The 15,374-nt window shown below is 73.1% G+C and carries 15 protein-coding genes; 9 read left to right on the forward strand and 6 right to left on the reverse strand.

All coding sequences use genetic code 11. The features are described 5' to 3' along the window. Window positions 1-15 precede the first annotated feature (15 nt). On the forward strand, window positions 16-1,047 hold the full coding sequence (locus tag HDA34_RS07265; protein ID WP_082067598.1) for a DMT family transporter: 1,032 nt from the start codon (window positions 16-18) through the stop codon (window positions 1,045-1,047). Window positions 1,048-1,086: 39 nt separating this feature from the next. On the opposite strand, the gene HDA34_RS07270 is transcribed toward HDA34_RS07265, so the two are convergent. Beyond that, entirely contained in the window at window positions 1,087-2,322 is a 1,236-nt protein-coding gene (locus tag HDA34_RS07270) for an MFS transporter (protein WP_044659344.1), read from the reverse strand. A 24-nt stretch (window positions 2,323-2,346) separates the two neighbouring features. Between HDA34_RS07270 and HDA34_RS07275 the strand changes: the two genes are divergently transcribed. Continuing rightward, a complete protein-coding gene (locus HDA34_RS07275) occupies window positions 2,347-2,856 on the forward strand; it encodes a MarR family winged helix-turn-helix transcriptional regulator (protein WP_082067597.1) in 510 nt (169 codons plus the stop codon). Between the two features lie 15 nt (window positions 2,857-2,871). Here HDA34_RS07275 and HDA34_RS07280 read toward each other — a convergent pair whose 3' ends face one another. Next, window positions 2,872-3,690, reverse strand: a complete 819-nt coding sequence (locus HDA34_RS07280; RefSeq protein ID WP_044659349.1) for a spermidine synthase — start codon at window positions 3,688-3,690, stop codon at window positions 2,872-2,874. A gap of 36 nt (window positions 3,691-3,726) precedes the next feature. On the opposite strand from HDA34_RS07280, the gene HDA34_RS07285 reads away from it, so the two are divergent. Together HDA34_RS07285 and HDA34_RS07290 are read left to right on the forward strand one after the other, a co-directional pair. Continuing rightward, window positions 3,727-3,894, forward strand: coding sequence for a hypothetical protein (locus tag HDA34_RS07285; RefSeq protein ID WP_160311879.1), 168 nt, complete (start codon window positions 3,727-3,729; stop codon window positions 3,892-3,894). A 73-nt stretch (window positions 3,895-3,967) separates the two neighbouring features. Beyond that, window positions 3,968-4,447 carry an SRPBCC family protein gene (locus tag HDA34_RS07290; protein ID WP_044659343.1) on the forward strand — a complete coding sequence of 160 codons (480 nt, stop codon included), beginning with the start codon at window positions 3,968-3,970 and terminating at the stop codon, window positions 4,445-4,447. Window positions 4,448-4,490: 43 nt separating this feature from the next. On the opposite strand, the gene HDA34_RS07295 is transcribed toward HDA34_RS07290, so the two are convergent. Both HDA34_RS07295 and HDA34_RS07300 read right to left on the reverse strand, forming a co-directional pair. Further along, the gene (locus HDA34_RS07295) at window positions 4,491-5,570 is read right to left on the reverse strand and encodes an ABC transporter ATP-binding protein (RefSeq protein ID WP_041104133.1); all 1,080 of its coding nucleotides are present in this window, start codon (window positions 5,568-5,570) and stop codon (window positions 4,491-4,493) included. Between the two features lie 82 nt (window positions 5,571-5,652). After that, complete coding sequence (locus tag HDA34_RS07300) at window positions 5,653-6,672, reverse strand: LacI family DNA-binding transcriptional regulator (RefSeq protein WP_044659342.1); 1,020 nt, start codon at window positions 6,670-6,672, stop codon at window positions 5,653-5,655. A 340-nt stretch (window positions 6,673-7,012) separates the two neighbouring features. Between HDA34_RS07300 and HDA34_RS07305 the strand changes: the two genes are divergently transcribed. The 3 genes from HDA34_RS07305 to HDA34_RS07315 all read left to right on the forward strand — a co-directional run bounded on the left by HDA34_RS07305 (window position 7,013) and on the right by HDA34_RS07315 (window position 11,074). Continuing rightward, the gene (locus HDA34_RS07305; protein WP_044659341.1) at window positions 7,013-8,335 is read left to right on the forward strand and encodes a sugar ABC transporter substrate-binding protein; all 1,323 of its coding nucleotides are present in this window, start codon (window positions 7,013-7,015) and stop codon (window positions 8,333-8,335) included. A gap of 118 nt (window positions 8,336-8,453) precedes the next feature. After that, window positions 8,454-10,091, forward strand: coding sequence for an ABC transporter permease subunit (locus HDA34_RS07310; RefSeq protein WP_020624872.1), 1,638 nt, complete (start codon window positions 8,454-8,456; stop codon window positions 10,089-10,091). A gap of 62 nt (window positions 10,092-10,153) precedes the next feature. Next, window positions 10,154-11,074, forward strand: a complete 921-nt coding sequence (locus HDA34_RS07315; RefSeq protein WP_041104154.1) for a sugar ABC transporter permease — start codon at window positions 10,154-10,156, stop codon at window positions 11,072-11,074. Between the two features lie 40 nt (window positions 11,075-11,114). On the opposite strand, the gene HDA34_RS07320 is transcribed toward HDA34_RS07315, so the two are convergent. Both HDA34_RS07320 and HDA34_RS07325 read right to left on the reverse strand, forming a co-directional pair. Beyond that, window positions 11,115-12,392: a fatty acid desaturase family protein gene (locus HDA34_RS07320; protein ID WP_044659333.1), complete on the reverse strand. Its 1,278-nt coding sequence runs from the start codon at window positions 12,390-12,392 to the stop codon at window positions 11,115-11,117. A 67-nt stretch (window positions 12,393-12,459) separates the two neighbouring features. Next, window positions 12,460-13,512 carry a ferredoxin reductase gene (locus HDA34_RS07325; protein ID WP_134377326.1) on the reverse strand — a complete coding sequence of 351 codons (1,053 nt, stop codon included), beginning with the start codon at window positions 13,510-13,512 and terminating at the stop codon, window positions 12,460-12,462. 90 nt (window positions 13,513-13,602) lie between these two features. On the opposite strand from HDA34_RS07325, the gene HDA34_RS07330 reads away from it, so the two are divergent. Beyond that, window positions 13,603-14,832, forward strand: coding sequence for a PucR family transcriptional regulator (locus HDA34_RS07330; RefSeq protein WP_020624876.1), 1,230 nt, complete (start codon window positions 13,603-13,605; stop codon window positions 14,830-14,832). Between the two features lie 99 nt (window positions 14,833-14,931). After that, on the forward strand, window positions 14,932-15,276 hold the full coding sequence (locus HDA34_RS07335; protein WP_041104120.1) for a DUF8129 domain-containing protein: 345 nt from the start codon (window positions 14,932-14,934) through the stop codon (window positions 15,274-15,276). Window positions 15,277-15,374: the final 98 nt, after the last annotated feature.

Consider the following 15,374-nt stretch of genomic DNA (forward strand, 5'->3'; position numbering starts at 1 on the left):
GTGTAGAACGGGGGGATGCCACCCGCATCCTCTGCCCCGTCCGCAGAGCGCGGACGCTCCCGCCCCCGCCCGGCCGACGTCGCCGCCCGCCCGGACGCCCCCTCCCCGCGGGCGACCGCCCTGCTGTTCGCTCTCGCGGTGGCCGCCGGCTCCGTGATGCCGCTGCAGGGCCGCATCAACTCCCGCCTCGCCCACCTGACGGGCGACCCCGTCCTCGCCGCGCTGTGCTCCTTCGCGGCGGGCCTGGTCGTCATGGTGCTCGTGAGCGTGCTGACGCCGCGGGGCCGCCGGGGCCTGGCCCGCATCCGCCCGGCCCTGGCCGCGGGGTCCGTGCGCCCGTGGTACGCGGTGGCGGGCGTGATCGGCGGGCTCCTGGTGCTCACCCAGTCCGCGACGATCGGCCCCCTCGGCGTGGCCGTGTTCACGGTCGCCGTGGTCACCGGGCAGGTGGTCGGCGGAATGGTCGTGGACCGGTTCGGGCTCAGCCCCGCCGGGGTGCAGCGCCTGACGCCGCGGCGCCTCACGGGGGCGGCGCTCGCCCTGGCCGCGGTCGCCCTCGTGGTGTGGCCCTCGCTCGGCGAGGCCGGCGGCGGGCCCGGCTGGGCGCTGCTGGCCCTGCTGCCCCTGCTGACCGGTCTGGCCACCGCCGGGCAGCAGGTGTTCAACGCCCGTCAGACCACGGCCTACGGCACCGCCATCCCGGCGACCCTGGTCAACTTCACTGCCGGCGTCCTCTTCCTCGGGGTCGTGTGGGGCGGGATCGCCCTGGCCTCCGGCCACGGCATGCCCGCGCTGCCGCACGACTGGCGGCTCTACCTCGGCGGCCCGCTGGGGTGCGTGTTCATCGGGGTGGGCGCCATGGTCGTCCCGCGCCTGGGCGTCTTCGCCGCCACCCTCGGCCTGGTCTCGGGCAACCTCCTGGGCTCCCTCGTGGTGGACCTGGTGGCCCCCACCGACGGATCCACGGTCACCACGACGACGGTGCTGGGCACCCTGGGCGCCCTCGCCGCCGTCATGCTCGCGTCCTGGCCGGCGCGGCGCCGGTAGCGTCGCCCGCGGCGGCAGGCCGCCGTCACCGCGCGGGACTCAGGCGCGGGCCACGGTCCCCCGCCGCCCGTGCCGGCGTCCGTGCATCACGAAGTAGTACCCGGCGGCGATCACCAGCACGCCCGCCAGGGCCGCGTACATGGCGCCGTAGCCGGCGGAGGCCACGAGCCCGCCGAGGAGCACGGGGCCCAGGCCCAGCCCCACGTCCGCGAAGAGCATGAGGGTGGAGATGCCGGCGCCGAGCTGGTGGGAGGGCACCGCGTTCACGGCGATCGCCTGGGCCGCGGGCATGAGCGTGCCGTAGCCGAGGCCGCTCAGCGCCCCGGCCAGCACCACCTGCCAGTCGCGCGTGGCGAAGGCCAGCACCAGGAGCGCGGCCGTGAAGCAGAGGAGCGCGGGGTAGACGACGGCGTCGTCCCCCCGGCGGTCCTGCAGGGTGCCCAGGGTGAGGCGCATGACGAGCATCGCCGCGGCGTAGGCCAGGAAGAAGAGGCCGGCGCCGGCCGTGAGCCCGCGCTCCACCGAGTAGGCGTTCAGGTAGGTGAGGATCCCGGCGTAGCTCAGGCCCACCAGCAGCATGAAGCCGCTGATCGGCAGCACCGCCGGGTGCAGCACGGAGCGCAGGCGGAAGCCCACCGCGGGGGCGGGGTGCTCCAGGGGGACCTCGCCGGCGGCGCGCTCGCCGTCGACGTCCGCCGCGGCGGGCGCCTCGCGCACCAGCAGGCCCAGCACGAGGCTGACCACCGTGATCCCCAGAGTCGCCCGGAACAGCCACGCGTAGCCGATGGAGCCGGCGAGGAAGAGTCCCAGGGCGGGGCCGATCGCGGTGGCCAGGGTGGTGCCCAGCGCGAGGTGGCCGGTGGCCTCCGCGCGTCGCCCGTCGGGGATGGCCGCCTGGGCCAGGGCCATGACGGCGGTGCTGGCGAAGGCGTAGCTGGCGCCGTGGAGCATGCGCACCGCCACCAGGGCCGGCAGCGAGGAGGCGACGAGGTAGAGCGTGCAGGACAGCGCGACGGCGACCAGGGCCACCACCAGGACGCGGCGCTTGCCGAAGCGGTCCACCACGTGGCCGGTGACCACGCGGCTGAGGGTGGCGCCGATGACGAAGGCGCTCGAGGCCAGCCCCGCCCCGGCGTCCGAGGCGGCGAACTGCCGGACCGCGTACACAGCCATGGTGGTGACGAGGGCGTAGAACGCGAGGAACTGGAGGAAGGAGACCACCCAGGCGAGGACGAAGGTGGGGGAGGCGATGCGTTCCTGCTCGGCGATTTGCATGATGCAAAAGGTAGCATCGTTTGCATGATGCAATCATCTGAGGGGGCGTGGCCCGACCCGGTCGAAGGGATCATGTACGAGCACATGCTCCTGCTGCGGGTGGCCACGCAGGGGGTGGCACCCTACGGCCGGTCGAGTGCGCTGGAGCGCAGCGCCACCGTGCTGCTCGCCCGCCTGGACGCAGGCGGGGCCATGAGCGTCGGCGAGCTGGCCGAGGCCTTCGACCTCGACGTCTCCACCGTCCACCGGCAGGTGGCCGCCGCCATGAAGGCCGGCCTCGTCGAGCGGGTGGCGGACCCCGACGGCGGCTCCGCCCGGCTGCACCGCCCCACGGAGGAGGGGCGCGCCCGCCTCGCCGCGGAGCTGAGCTCCCGCGCGGACAACGTGGCGCAGATCGTCGCCTCCTGGCCCGCCGAAGACGTCGTCGAGTTCAGCAGGCTCCTGCGGCGTTTCAACGAGGGGGCGGAGGAGCGCCGGGGCCACCCGTGGCCCCGGCCGCAGACGGGCCCCGGTGCGGAGGACCCCCGGCCCTGAGCGCCGCGCCCGCCCTCAGGCGCGACGGATGCGGGCGGCCAGCGCGGCCGATTCCGCCGGGTCCAGCACGGCCGCCGGATGCGGCCCCGCCGCGGCGAGGCGCTCCGTGCAGCCGGCCTCTCCCAGCGGCGCCCCCGCGGCCAGCACGACGTTGCCCCAGTCCAGGCGCTCCAGCATCCCCTGGTCCGCGAGCGTCCACGGGCCGGGCACCCCGGCCTCGGCGGCCGCCTCCTCGAGGGCGCCCAGCTCGGCGCCCAGGAAGTGCAGGCCGGCGTCGTCGCCGATGTTCACCAGCAGCACCCCACCCGCCGTCAGCAGCTCGAGCAGCTCCCCGTAGAACACGGCGCCGCGCAGGTGCTCGGCGCCCTCCTCGCCGGTGCCGATGTCCAGCACGACGGCGTCGAACCGCTCCCCGTCCAGCGCGAGGTCGACGGCGGCCAGGCGCGCGTCCGCGACCACGGAGACGAGGTCCGTGCCCGCCGGCAGGGGCAGCTCAGCGAGCACGAAGGACACGAGCTCCCGGTCCAGGTCGACCACCGTCTGCTCCGAGCCGGGTCGGGTCGCCTGGAGGTAGCGCGGCAGGGTCAGCGCGCCCGCGCCGAGGTGCAGGACCCGCACCGGCGCGCCCGTCGGGGAGGCTACGTCGAGCACGTGGGCCATGCGGCGCAGGTACTCGTAGCGGATGCGAGCGGGGTCGGCCAGGTCCACGTGGGACTGGACAGCCCCGCCGATCTCCAGGACGAACCCGCCGAACTCGTCGGGGGCGATGCGGGCGTCCACGCCCGACGTGGACAGGTGGACGGTGCGGCCGGAGGGGGAGGGCTGGGCGGGCATGCCCCCCAGCATCCCACCCCTCAGTACGCTGGACGGATGAGTCAGAACGTCCTCACCGTCGACGGCGCCGACTGGTGCCGCGACTGCCTGCGCACCCGGCGCCAGAAGGACATCCCCGTGGTCGTGTTCCCCGACGGCGACCACCAGGTGGAGCCGACCAACGAGGAGACCGCGGCCAAGCTCACCGCGCTGGGCCTGATCTGAGATCGGGGGCCGCTCCCCGAGCGAGCCCCGCCGACCCTCTCGGCGGGTGCGCATCGGGGTCTACGTTCTCCCCATGGAGCACATCGACGAGACCGCCCTGCCCGCCCCCGAGGACCGCGTCGTGTCCGCGACCCACCACGTCGACGCCCCGGCCGGCGTCGTCTTCGAGCTGATCGCGGACCCCTCCCGCCAGCCCGAGTGGGACGGCAACGACAACCTGGCCGAGGCCGCCCCCGGGCAGCGGGTGACCGCCGTCGGGGACGTGTTCGTGATGACCCTGCAGAAGGGCGTGGACCGCGCGAACCACGTGGTCGAGTTCGAGGAGGGCCGCCGCATCGCCTGGAAGCCCTCCGAGGTCGGCGGGGAGCCGTTCGGCCAGCTGTGGCGGTGGGAGGTCGAGGGCGACGACGAGGGCGGCTGCCGCGTCACCCACACCTACGACTGGACCGCCCTGACCGACCCGAAGCGCATCCAGAAGGCGCTGCGGACCGGAGAAGAGCAGCTCCGCGCGTCGATCGACCGGCTCGCGGACCTCGCCGAGCGTCAGGACTGAGGGCAGGCGACGCCCGCCGCCGTCACGCCGCCCCGCGCCGCCGTCAGCGGTTGAGTCGCTCGCCGGTGTCGGCGTGGAACAGGTGCACGCGCTCCGGGTCCGGGACCACGTGCACCACGGACCCCTTCTCCGGCGCCGTGTAGCCCACCGTCCGCAGGGTGATGAGCCGCTCCTCGCCGCCGATCGTCGCGTGACCGTACACGTACGCGTCCGCGCCGAGCTCCTCCACGGTGTCCACCTCCACGGGCAGGCCGGCGGCGTCGTCGCTGATCACCAGGTTCTCGGGGCGCACGCCGAGGTCCACCGTCGTGCCGGCGTCGGCCAGATCCTCCCGCGGCACGGGGATGACCGTCTCGCCCCAGTGCACGCCCTCGTGCGTGGCGGGCATGCGGAAGATGTTCATGGCGGGGGAGCCGATGAACCCGGCGACGAACACGTTCATCGGGCGCTCGTAGAGGTTGCGCGGCGTGTCCACCTGCTGGAGGCGGCCCTCCTTGAGGACCGCCACCCGGTCGCCCATGGTCATGGCCTCGGTCTGGTCATGGGTCACGTACACGGTGGTGGTGCCCAGGCGACGGGTCAGGTTGGCGATCTGGGCGCGGGTCTGCACGCGCAGCTTTGCGTCCAGGTTGGAGAGCGGCTCGTCCATGAGGAACACCTGCGGGTCGCGCACGATCGCCCGGCCCATGGCCACGCGCTGACGCTGGCCCCCGGAGAGGGCCTTCGGCTTGCGGTCCAGGTACTCGGTCAGGTCCAGCAGCTTTGCGGCGTCCTCGACGCGGCGGCGCCGCTCGTCCGCGGGGACGCCGGCGATCTTCAGGGCGAAGCCCATGTTGTCCGCCACGGTCATGTGCGGGTACAGGGCGTAGTTCTGGAACACCATCGCGATGTCCCGGTCCTTGGGGTCCACGTCGGTGACGTCCCGGTCGCCGATCAGGATGCTGCCGTGGGAGAGCTCCTCGAGGCCGGCGAGCATGCGCAGGGAGGTGGACTTGCCGCAGCCGGAGGGGCCCACGAGCACGAGGAACTCGCCGTCGGCGATCTCCAGGTCGAGGGAGTCGACGGCGGGGCGGGGGGAGCCGGGGTACTGGCGGCTGGCGGAGCGGAAGGTCACGGAGGCCATGGTGGGGTTCCTTTCACGGGCAGGTACGTGCCCGACGATCCAAGGTGAAGGAGAGGGGTGGGTGAGGGTCGGGGCTGACGGTCTACGGCGGCGCGGTGCTCGCTCTCGGCCGCAGGGCCAGGTGGTGCATGATCCGGTGGGGGTGGGCGGCGCCGTCGAGGGCGCCGAGCGCCAGGCGGACGGCGCGGCGGCCCTGCTCGAGCGGGTTCTGGTCCACGGTGCTGATGCCCAGGCGGGCGGCCTCGGGGTGGCCGTCCAGGCCCATCACGGACACGTCCTCGGGCACGCGCAGCCCCAGGGAGTGGGCTGCCATCCAGGTGCCCATGGCCATCTCGTCCGAGATGCACATGACCGCCGTCGGCCGGCGCCGCGGGTCGGCGAGAAGGGCGCGCGCCTGGTGGTAGGTGCCGCCGATGGTGAAGTCCGCGGGCACCATCCAGTCGGCCGGCGTGCGCACCCCGATGGCGGCGAGGGCGTGCAGGAACCCGCGGGTGCGCTCGGTGCTGACCTGGAACTCGATGTCCTCGTCTACGCGGCCCACGTAGGCGATGTCCCGGTGTCCGAGCTCCAGCAGGTGCTCGGTGGCCATCCGTGCGGCGCGGGCGTCGTCCACCTGGACGGCGGTGAACCAGTCCGGCAGGGTCTCACCCGCCGGCAGGCGGCCGCCGACGGCGATCACGGGCAGGCCGAGGCGTTCGAGTCCGGCGAACTCGAACACGCTCAGCCGGAACGAGAGGGTGATCAGGGCGTCCAGCCGCCGTCGGGGCAGCAGGTCGGAGATGACCGTGGATCGACGCTCCGGGTCCTGGCCGACGTCGTAGAGCGTCAGGTCGTACCCGTGCCGCACGAGCTCGTCCGCGGCGCCCTCGAGCACGGCGGCGAAGAACCACCGGTGGACGGAGGGGGTCACCAGCCCGATGTTGCGGGTGCGGCCCGAGGCGAGCGAAGAAGCGGCGGAGTCCGCCACGTAGCCGAGCGTGGCGACGGCCTCCTGGACTCGGGTGCGCGTGGCGGCCGCCACGGGGCCGGAGCCGGTGAGGGCGCGGGAGGCGGTGGCGGTGGAGACCCCGGCCATGCGGGCGACGTCCTTGATGCCGACCATCGGCGGTCCTCCTCCCGGTTCATGGGGTTCTGCGGCGGGGCGGGTGCACGACGGCGGCGGGCCGGGGGTCGATGCGTGGCACCAGAGTACGGCACGGCAGGCGCGGTGGTGGAAGCGCTTCCATTCCGGTTTCAGCCGGTCTTGACCTCCGCCCCCACTCCCGCATGCCCGTGTTCATGCGGGAGCGCACCTCTGTGTGGCATATCACAGTGGAAGCGTTTACACTCCTGGGGACTGACTCCTTCAGCCGCCGGGGGCAGGCGCCGTCTCACCGCGGGGCCCACGTCGGCGACGCAACGGCCGGCGCATGCCGCGGGCCACCCCTCGTGAAAGGCACATCATGCAGTCGACGACGACCGGCGGCCTCTTCCGCCGCCCGCTCAGCCTGACCCTCACCGCGGCGTTCTCCGCCCTCGCGCTCACCGCGTGCGGCGGCGGCTCCTCCGCCCCGGCGTCCTCCTCCCCGGCCGGCGCCACCGAGCAGGGCACGGCCACCGCGTCCCCGAGCCAGGACCTCTCCGAGGCCGGCGCCAGCACCATCACCATGTGGGTGGACCAGAACCGCCAGGAGCCGCTGCAGGCCGTGGCGGAGGACTTCAAGGAGGACACCGGGATCACGGTGGAGCTCGTGGTCAAGGACAACTCCACGATGAAGGACGACTTCATCACCCAGAACCCCACGGGCGAGGGCCCGGACGTGATCGTCGGCGCCCACGACTGGATCGGCTCGCTCGTGCAGAACGGCACCATCGAGCCCCTTGAGCTGGGCGAGAGAGCCGGCGACTTCGTGGAGTCCTCCGTGCAGGCCGTCACCTATGAGGGTCAGACCTGGGGCGTGCCGTACTCCGTGGAGAACATCGCCATCCTGCGCAACACCGAGCTGGCCGAGTCCACCCCGGCCTCCTTCGACGAGATGATCGCGGAGGGCCGGAAGGCCGTCGACGCCGGCGAGGCCGAGTACCCGTTCGTGGTGGGCCTGGACGCCGTCAACGGCGACCCGTACCACTTGTACCCGTTCCAGACCTCCATGGGCGCCCCCGTGTTCAAGCAGGCCGAGGACGGCTCGTACGACACCGGCTCGCTGGCCATGGGCGGGCCCGAGGGTGAGGCCTTCGCCGAGAAGCTGGCCGAGTACGGCGAGTCCGGGGTGCTGAACCCGAACATGACCGCGGACATCGCCAAGGAGCAGTTCAACTCCGGCAACGCGGCCTACTTCATCACCGGCCCGTGGAACATCGAGGAGGCCGAGGCGGCCGGCGTCGACTTCGAGGTCGAGGCCATCCCGTCCATGGGCGACCAGCCGGCGCAGCCGTTCGTGGGCGTCAACGCCTTCTTCGTCTCCTCAGAGTCCGAGAACCAGCTGGCCGCGAATGAGTTCGTGGTCAACTACCTCTCCACCGAGGCGGCCCAGGACGCGCTCTTCGCCGAGGGCAAGCGTCCCCCGGCGCTGACCGCCTCCTTCGACAAGGCGGCCTCGGACGAGACCGTGAAGGCGTTCGGCGAGATCGGCGAGAACGGCGTCCCCATGCCGGCGGCCCCCGAGATGGGCGCGGTGTTCGAGTTCTGGGGCGGCGCCGAGATGAGCATCATCAAGGGCGAGGGCGACCCGGTCCAGACCTGGCAGAAGATGATCTCCGACATCGAGGGCCGCATCGGCCAGTGATCCGGCGCGGTCCACCTCCGGCGTCCCCGCGGGGACGCCGGAGGCGGACCGTGGCCCTGCGCCCTCGGGGCGCGCATCCCCCCCTTCCACGGCAGGCCCTCGGGCCGGATGAGGAACCATGAGCCCGTCTTCCACCGCGTCGGACCGGTCCGACGCCGCCACCGCCGCCCTCGACGACGCCGCGCGCCGCACCGGCCCGGGCCGCCGTCGTCGTGCGGACGCCCGGGGTACCGAGGGCCTCGGCGGCACGCTGGCCAAGATCGTCCTGCTGGGCCTCGTGGACGCCTTCGCGGCGTTCCTGCTGTTCCAGCTCGCGGCCGCGGGGGACTGGGTGGTGTTCGCGCTGACCCTGGCGGTCACGATCGGCATCAACTGGATCTACCTGCGCCGCGGCGGCCTGCCGGCCAAGTACCTCGCCCCCGGCCTGTTCTTCCTGATGCTGTTCCAGGTGTTCGTGGTGGTCTACTCCTCCTACGTCGCCTTCACGAACTACGGCGCCGGGCACAACTCGGACAAGGCCGCGGCGATCGAGATCATCCAGCGCTCCTCCTCCATCCGCGTGCCGGACTCCCCGGTGTACGACATCACGGTGCTGGAGGAGGGCGGCGACCTCTACCTGCTGACCCTGCGGGACGGGGAGCCCGTCCTCGGCGGCGCGGACCAGGCGCTGGAGCCGGTCGAGGCCCAGATGCAGGACGGGGAGCCGGTGGGGGTGGAGGGGTACACCACCCTGCGGTTCGGCGACCTGCTGCAGCGTCAGGACCAGGTCGCCCGCCTGAAGGTCCCGCTGAGCGACGACGCCGCGGACGGCACCCTGGAGACGCGCGACGGCTCCCGCGGGTACGTGTACGCGCCGCGTCTGGAGTACGACGAGGCCCGGGACACCTTCACGGACCTCGAGAGCGGCGTGGAGTACCGGGACAACGGCGAGGGCCAGTTCCAGGCGGACGACGGCAGCACGCTGCAGACCGGCTGGCGGGTGTTCGTCGGCCTGGACAACTTCACGCGCGCGTTCACCGACCCCGAGCTGCGCGACCCGCTCCTGCGGGTCACCGTGTGGACCTTCGCCTTCGCGTTCCTGAGCGTGGCCACGACGTTCGCCGTCGGGCTGCTGCTGGCGATCGCCTTCAACCGTTCGGACATGCGCGGCAAGAAGGTCTACCGGGTGATGATGATCCTGCCGTACGCGTTCCCGGCGTTCCTGTCCGGCCTCGTGTGGGCCGGCCTGCTCAACCCGGAGTTCGGCTTCGTCAACACCGTGTTCTTCGGCGGCGCGGACATCCCGTGGCTCACCGACCCGTGGCTGGCCCGGCTGTCGGTGCTCGTGGTGAACCTGTGGCTGGGCTTCCCCTACATGTTCCTGGTGACCACGGGCGCCCTGCAGTCCCTGCCCGAGGACGTGGACGAGGCCGCCCGCATGGACGGCGCCGGCCCGTGGCGCATCTTCCGCTCCATCAAGCTGCCCCTGCTGCTGGTCTCGGTGGCGCCGCTGCTGATCTCCTCGTTCGCGTTCAACTTCAACAACTTCAACATCATCTACATGCTGACCGGCGGCGGACCGCGGTTCCCCGACGCGGGCTCGAACATCGGCGCCACAGACCTGCTGATCACGGTCGTCTACAAGACGGCGTTCAGCGGGGTGGGGCGCGACTACGGCCTGGCCTCCGCCCTGTCCATCGTGATCTTCCTGATCGTGGCGACCATCTCGGCGATCAGCTTCCGGCAGACCAAGGCGCTCGAGGAGATCGACAAGTGAGCATCCCCCAGGATTCCGGACGGCCCCGGCCGGACGCCCCGACCTCGCCCCTCGCCGCCGCCCTGGCGCAGCAGGAGACGGACCCGCTGCGCTGGGAGGAGGACCCGGCCCCGCCACGACGCCGCCGCTCGTTCGGCCGCTGGATGCGGGAGCTGGGCTGGCGTCACGCGGTGGGCGTGCTGGCCAGCGCGTTCGCACTGTTCCCGCTGCTGTACGTGCTGTCCGCGTCGCTCGACCCGACCGGCACGATGGCGAGCTCGAACCGGCTGTTCTCCTCGTTCAGCGGGCAGAACTACGTGGACCTGTTCAGCGACCCGAACCGGCCCTTCGGCCGCTGGTTCCTCAACACGATGGTGATCGGCGTCATCACGTCCGTGATGACGGTGTTCCTCGGCGCCCTGGCCGCCTACGCGTTCTCCCGGATGCGGTTCACGGGCCGCCGCGTGGGGCTGCTGACGCTGCTGCTGGTGCAGATGTTCCCGCAGCTGCTCGCGGTGGTGGCGATCTTCCTGCTGCTGACCTACATCGGCAACCTGGTGCCCGTCCTGGGCATCGGCTCGCAGCTCGGCCTCATCCTCGTGTACCTGGGCGGCGCGCTCGGGGTGAACACGTACCTGATGTACGGGTTCTTCAACACCATCCCGCCGTCGCTGGACGAGGCTGCCAAGCTCGACGGCGCCTCGCACGCGCGGATCTTCTTCTCGATCATCCTGCGCCTGGTGACCCCCATCCTCGCGGTGGTGGCCCTGCTGTCCTTCATCACCACGGTCTCGGAGTTCGTGATCGCCTCCGTGGTGCTCACGGACCCGTCCGCGCAGACGCTCGCGGTGGGCCTCTACGGCTACGTCTCGGAGACCCGCTCCGAGAACTGGGGTGTGTTCGCGGCCGGCGCCGTGCTGGCAGCCCTGCCCGTGATGGCGCTGTTCCTGTTCCTGCAGCGGTACATCGTCTCCGGCCTCACGGCCGGCGGCGTGAAGGGCTGAGCCGAGGGCGGCGGTGGGAGGGGCGCCCGCCCCTCCCGCCTCACGGCAGCGCCAGCCGGAACACCTTCTTCCACGCGGAGCCCACCTGCCGCAGCAGCGGGCCGGTCGTGTAGGGCAGGCCGTAGCGGGCGCAGATCTCCCGGACCCTGGGCGCCACCTCGGCGTACCGGCTGGACGGCAGGTCCGGGAACAGGTGGTGCTCCACCTGGTGGGAGAGGTTGCCGGTCATGAAGTGCATCAGCTTCGAACCGGAGATGTTCGCGGAGCCGATCATCTGCCGCACGTACCAGTCGCCGCGGGTCTCGCCGTCCACCATCTCCTCGGAGAACGTCTCCGCACCCTCCGGGAAGTGCCCGCAGAAGATGACCGCGTGCGCCCAGATGTTGCGCAGGCCGTTGGCGAGCAGCGTGCCCACGAGCGCGGCCTTGCCCGAGCCGGTCAGCACCTCGGCGACGGCCGGCGTGGCCACGTAGTCCTTCGCGAACTGCCGTGCGGCCTTGACGCCCACGGAGCGCAGATCCGTCATCAGTTCCTCGCGGGACTTCTCGCCGCTCTGCACGCGGTCCAGCTCGAGGTCGTAGAGCGCGATGCCCCACTCGAAGATCGGCGCCAGCCCCGCATTGATCACGGGGTTGAGCAGGTGGCGGGGCCGCCACGGCTCGGACTCGTCCATGCGCAGGACGTTGTAGCCCACGTCGCGGTCCTTGCCCACCACGTTGGTCCAGCGGTGGTGCAGGTCGTTGTGGGTGTTCTGCCACGCCCGCGACGGCGTCACGAAGTCCCACTCCCACGTGGTGGAGTGGATGTCCGGGTCGCGCATCCAGTCCCACTGGCCGTGGAGCACGTTGTGCCCGATCTCCATGTTCTCCACGATCTTCGCGACCGTGAGCATGGCTGTTCCCGCCACGAACGCGGCGGGGTGGCGTGCGTTGAGCAGGAGGGCGCGGCCGCCGAGCTCGAGCCGGCGCTGCCAGCGGATGACGCGGCGGATGTAGGCCGCGTCGGAGGCGCCGCGGCGGGCGAGCACGTCGTCGCGGATCGCGTCCAGCTCCCGGCCCAGCTCGGCCACCTGCGCGTCCGTCAGGTGGGCGGCGCCGGGCGGGCGCACCGCCGGGCTCCCGACGACGCCCGGCAGCCCCGGCGTCGTGGCGGCGGCACGGGACTCGGCGGTGCGGGGAGCCCAGCTCGTGGTGTCGGGGCGGTCCTGCGGCAGGACCCGGGCGGCGCGGCCGCGCACGGTGGTGCCGGGGATGGCCAGGGCCAGATCGTCCGGGGCGGTGGCGCCGGTGCGGTCGGGGGCGGTGGGGGTCTGGGTCATGTGATGCTCCTGGGGGCGGGAGGCGGGGATGGTCGGGGAGGCCCGGGTCGCGGGCCGGGCGTCAGGTTCACAGGCTGAGGCTCAGCGGGCCGGCGGCGGCGCTCACGCAGGTCTGGACCAGCTCGCCGAGCTCGCCGTGGACCTGCCCGGTCCGCAGGTCCGTGACCCGGCCCGAGCGCAGCGGCGTGAGGCACGCGTGGCAGATGCCCATGCGGCAGCCGGCGGGCGCGGCGACGCCGGCCTCCTCGGCCACCACGAGCAGCGGCACGTCGCCGGGAGCGTCCACCTCCACGTCGGCGTGCTCGAACACCACGCGGCCGCCGGCCCCCGCCACGCCCGGGGCGAAGTCGGCCTGGAACCGCTCGATGGTGAGGTCCGCGGCCGCCTCGCGCCGCCACAGGGCCTCGGCGTCGTCGAGGAACCCGGCCGGCCCGCACGCGTAGCCGGCGCGCTCGCGCCAGTCCGGGCAGAGGCCCTCGAGCTGTGCGGGGGAGGAGAGGTCGAGGCGGCCCGTCTCCGCGGTGTGGTGGTGCACCACGCGCAGGCCCGGGAACTGGTCGGCCAGCTCGGCCAGCTCCTCGCGGAACAGGGCGTCCTCGGGGGTGCGGGAGGAGTGGATGAGCACGACGTCGGCATCCCGGCGCGTCGGCACGAGCGTGCGGATCATGGACATCACCGGGGTCAGGCCCGAGCCGGCGGTGAGCATGAGCAGTGGGCGCGGCTCGTCCGGCAGGGTGAAGTCGCCCTCGGGGATGTCGAGGAAGAGGACGTCGCCGGGCTTCGTGTGGCGCACGAGCGTGCCGGAGACGAGGCCGATGTCGGACACCGTGATCTCGGGGTCGGCGCCCGCGGGAGCGGAGAGCGAGTAGGAGCGCCACTGGCGCACGCCGTCCACGTCCACCCCGATGCGGGCCCACTGGCCGGCGTCGTGGGCCCGCCAGCCCGGGCCCGGGCGGAAGGCGATGGTGGCGGTGCCGGGCGTCTCGCGCGTCACGGAGGTGACCACGCCGCGCAGCTGCCGCGAGGAGTGCACGGGGTCGAGCAGGCTGAGGACGTCCTGCGGGGCGAGCGGGTGCAGGAGCGTCGACGCCAGACGGGAGAACAGAGACGGGCCGACCATGGCTCCAGTCTATGGCTCGGCATGCCGCAGTTCTTCGTCTTCAGCGTACGATCTGGGCCATCACTTCATCGCGAGGAGACAAGATTGAGTGTGACGCAGACCACCCCCGCCCCCGACTGGCGCCCGCCCTGGCAGTCCCTCCCCGACGACCTCGCGGAGCGCCTGGCCCCGGCGATCCCCGGGATCATGGAGCGCATCATCGAGACGGTCCCGGACCAGATCCCCGCCTACGCGGCGGCGCGCGACGGCCACTACGGCAAGAACCTCACCGCCGGCGTGACCACCGCCCTCGAGCAGCTGATGAGCCTGCCCGGCACCACCCGCCCGGCCCTGAACAGCGAGTCCCGCGTCCTCATGGCCCGCCTGGGGGCCGGCGAGTTCCGCGAGGGGCGCTCCATGGACGCCCTGCTCGGCGCGTACCGCACCTCCGCGCGGATCGTGTTCCGCGAGCTCTCCGCCGAGTGCGCGCGCCTGGGCCTGGAGATGTCCGTGGTGATCGAGCTGGGCGAGTCCATCTGGGCGTACATCGACGAGCTCTCCTCCGTCAGCGCCCAGGCGTACGCGGAGGCGCAGTCCGCCCAGGCGGGCGTGCTCGAGCTGCACCGCGCCGCCCTCGCCACCGCCCTGGTCCGGGGCGGGACCGAGGAGAAGGAGGTGCAACGGCTGGCCGCGCTCGCGGACTGGCGGCTGCCGCGCCGGCTGGCGGTGGTGGTGCTGCCCGCGGACGCCGGCGTCGCCGTCCGGGAGAGGCTGGGCCGGGCCGGGCTCGTGGTGGAGCGGGACTCGGAGGTGGTCGCCGTGATCGACGCGACGCCCTCCCAGGGCCGCCGCGAGCGCATGCTGCGCCTGCTGGCGGGGACGGCCGCCGTCGTCGGGCCGGCCGTGGACTGGCCGCTCGTGCCCCACTCCTACCGGGTGGCCCGCACGCTGGCCGTCCAGGAGGCGGCGGGCCGGACGGCGGAGCCCGCGCAGGGGGAGGACGACGACGGCGCCCCGTCCCCGATCCTCGCCGCGGACCACCTGGCGCGCGTGGTGCTGGGGGCCGAGCCGCGCGTCGTGACGCAGCTGGCCGAACGCGTGCTGGCGCCCCTGGACGAGGTGAGCGAGGCGAAGCGGGCGGTGCTGGAGGAGACCCTGCTCGCCTGGCTCACGCACTGGGGCCAGCGGGCGCCGATCGCCGCGGAGCTCGGCGTGCACCCCCAGACCGTGGGGTACCGGGTGGGCCGGCTGCGCGAGCTGTTCGGGGAGGCCCTCGAGGACCCCGACGCGCGGTTCGACCTGGAGATCGTGCTGCGGGCGCGGCGGGACGGGGTCGGGTGAGCGGGGCGGCAGGGGGTGCCGTCTGACGGGGGCCTTCACTAGCGTGGGTGGACCACGCATCCCGACGAGGGACCCCGACGAGAGAAGAGGGACAGTGCCATGACGAACGCCCCGAACCGCGACGAGCTCCCCCTGCCGGACTACGACCACATCCCCAACGGCACGCTGTCGACCCGGATCACCGGCCTCGACGAGTCGCAGGTGGAGCAGCTGCTCGCCTACGAGCGCGCCCACGGCGACCGCCTGCCCGTGGTGCAGGTCCTCGAGACGCGGCTCGAGGCGCTGCGCTCCGGCGCCCAGCCCTCCGGCGATCAGGTGCCGGACACCCCGGAGGTCGGCGGCTCCCGCACCGGCTCGCCCGTGACCCCGGAGACGAGCGGCCCGCCCGTGGAGCCCCTGAGCCGCGGCATCCCGGCCGACCCGCAGCACCCCGGCAACCGCTGAGCCGGCCGGGCGTCGCCTGACAGGGCGGCCCCCCGCGGAACGCGGCCACGACGCCCCGTCTCCTTCCTGTGAGAGGCGACGCGTCGTGGCCGCCTCGC

It is taken from the genome of Micrococcus luteus, from assembly GCF_014138885.1.
Taxonomy (GTDB): domain Bacteria; phylum Actinomycetota; class Actinomycetes; order Actinomycetales; family Micrococcaceae; genus Micrococcus; species Micrococcus luteus.

Excerpts from the sequence above, each read along its gene's own strand:
- HDA34_RS07265 (WP_082067598.1), top strand. The coding sequence starts at position 16 with ATGCCACCCGCATCCTCTGCCCCGTCCGCAGAGCGCGGACGCTCCCGC.
- HDA34_RS07270 (WP_044659344.1), bottom strand. The coding sequence starts at position 2,322 with ATGCAAATCGCCGAGCAGGAACGCATCGCCTCCCCCACCTTCGTCCTC.
- HDA34_RS07275 (WP_082067597.1), top strand. The coding sequence starts at position 2,347 with ATGATGCAATCATCTGAGGGGGCGTGGCCCGACCCGGTCGAAGGGATC.
- HDA34_RS07280 (WP_044659349.1), bottom strand. The coding sequence starts at position 3,690 with ATGCCCGCCCAGCCCTCCCCCTCCGGCCGCACCGTCCACCTGTCCACG.
- HDA34_RS07285 (WP_160311879.1), top strand. The coding sequence starts at position 3,727 with ATGAGTCAGAACGTCCTCACCGTCGACGGCGCCGACTGGTGCCGCGAC.
- HDA34_RS07290 (WP_044659343.1), top strand. The coding sequence starts at position 3,968 with ATGGAGCACATCGACGAGACCGCCCTGCCCGCCCCCGAGGACCGCGTC.
- HDA34_RS07295 (WP_041104133.1), bottom strand. The coding sequence starts at position 5,570 with ATGGCCTCCGTGACCTTCCGCTCCGCCAGCCGCCAGTACCCCGGCTCC.
- HDA34_RS07300 (WP_044659342.1), bottom strand. The coding sequence starts at position 6,672 with ATGGTCGGCATCAAGGACGTCGCCCGCATGGCCGGGGTCTCCACCGCC.
- HDA34_RS07305 (WP_044659341.1), top strand. The coding sequence starts at position 7,013 with ATGCAGTCGACGACGACCGGCGGCCTCTTCCGCCGCCCGCTCAGCCTG.
- HDA34_RS07310 (WP_020624872.1), top strand. The coding sequence starts at position 8,454 with ATGAGCCCGTCTTCCACCGCGTCGGACCGGTCCGACGCCGCCACCGCC.
- HDA34_RS07320 (WP_044659333.1), bottom strand. The coding sequence starts at position 12,392 with ATGACCCAGACCCCCACCGCCCCCGACCGCACCGGCGCCACCGCCCCG.
- HDA34_RS07325 (WP_134377326.1), bottom strand. The coding sequence starts at position 13,512 with ATGGTCGGCCCGTCTCTGTTCTCCCGTCTGGCGTCGACGCTCCTGCAC.
- HDA34_RS07335 (WP_041104120.1), top strand. The coding sequence starts at position 14,932 with ATGACGAACGCCCCGAACCGCGACGAGCTCCCCCTGCCGGACTACGAC.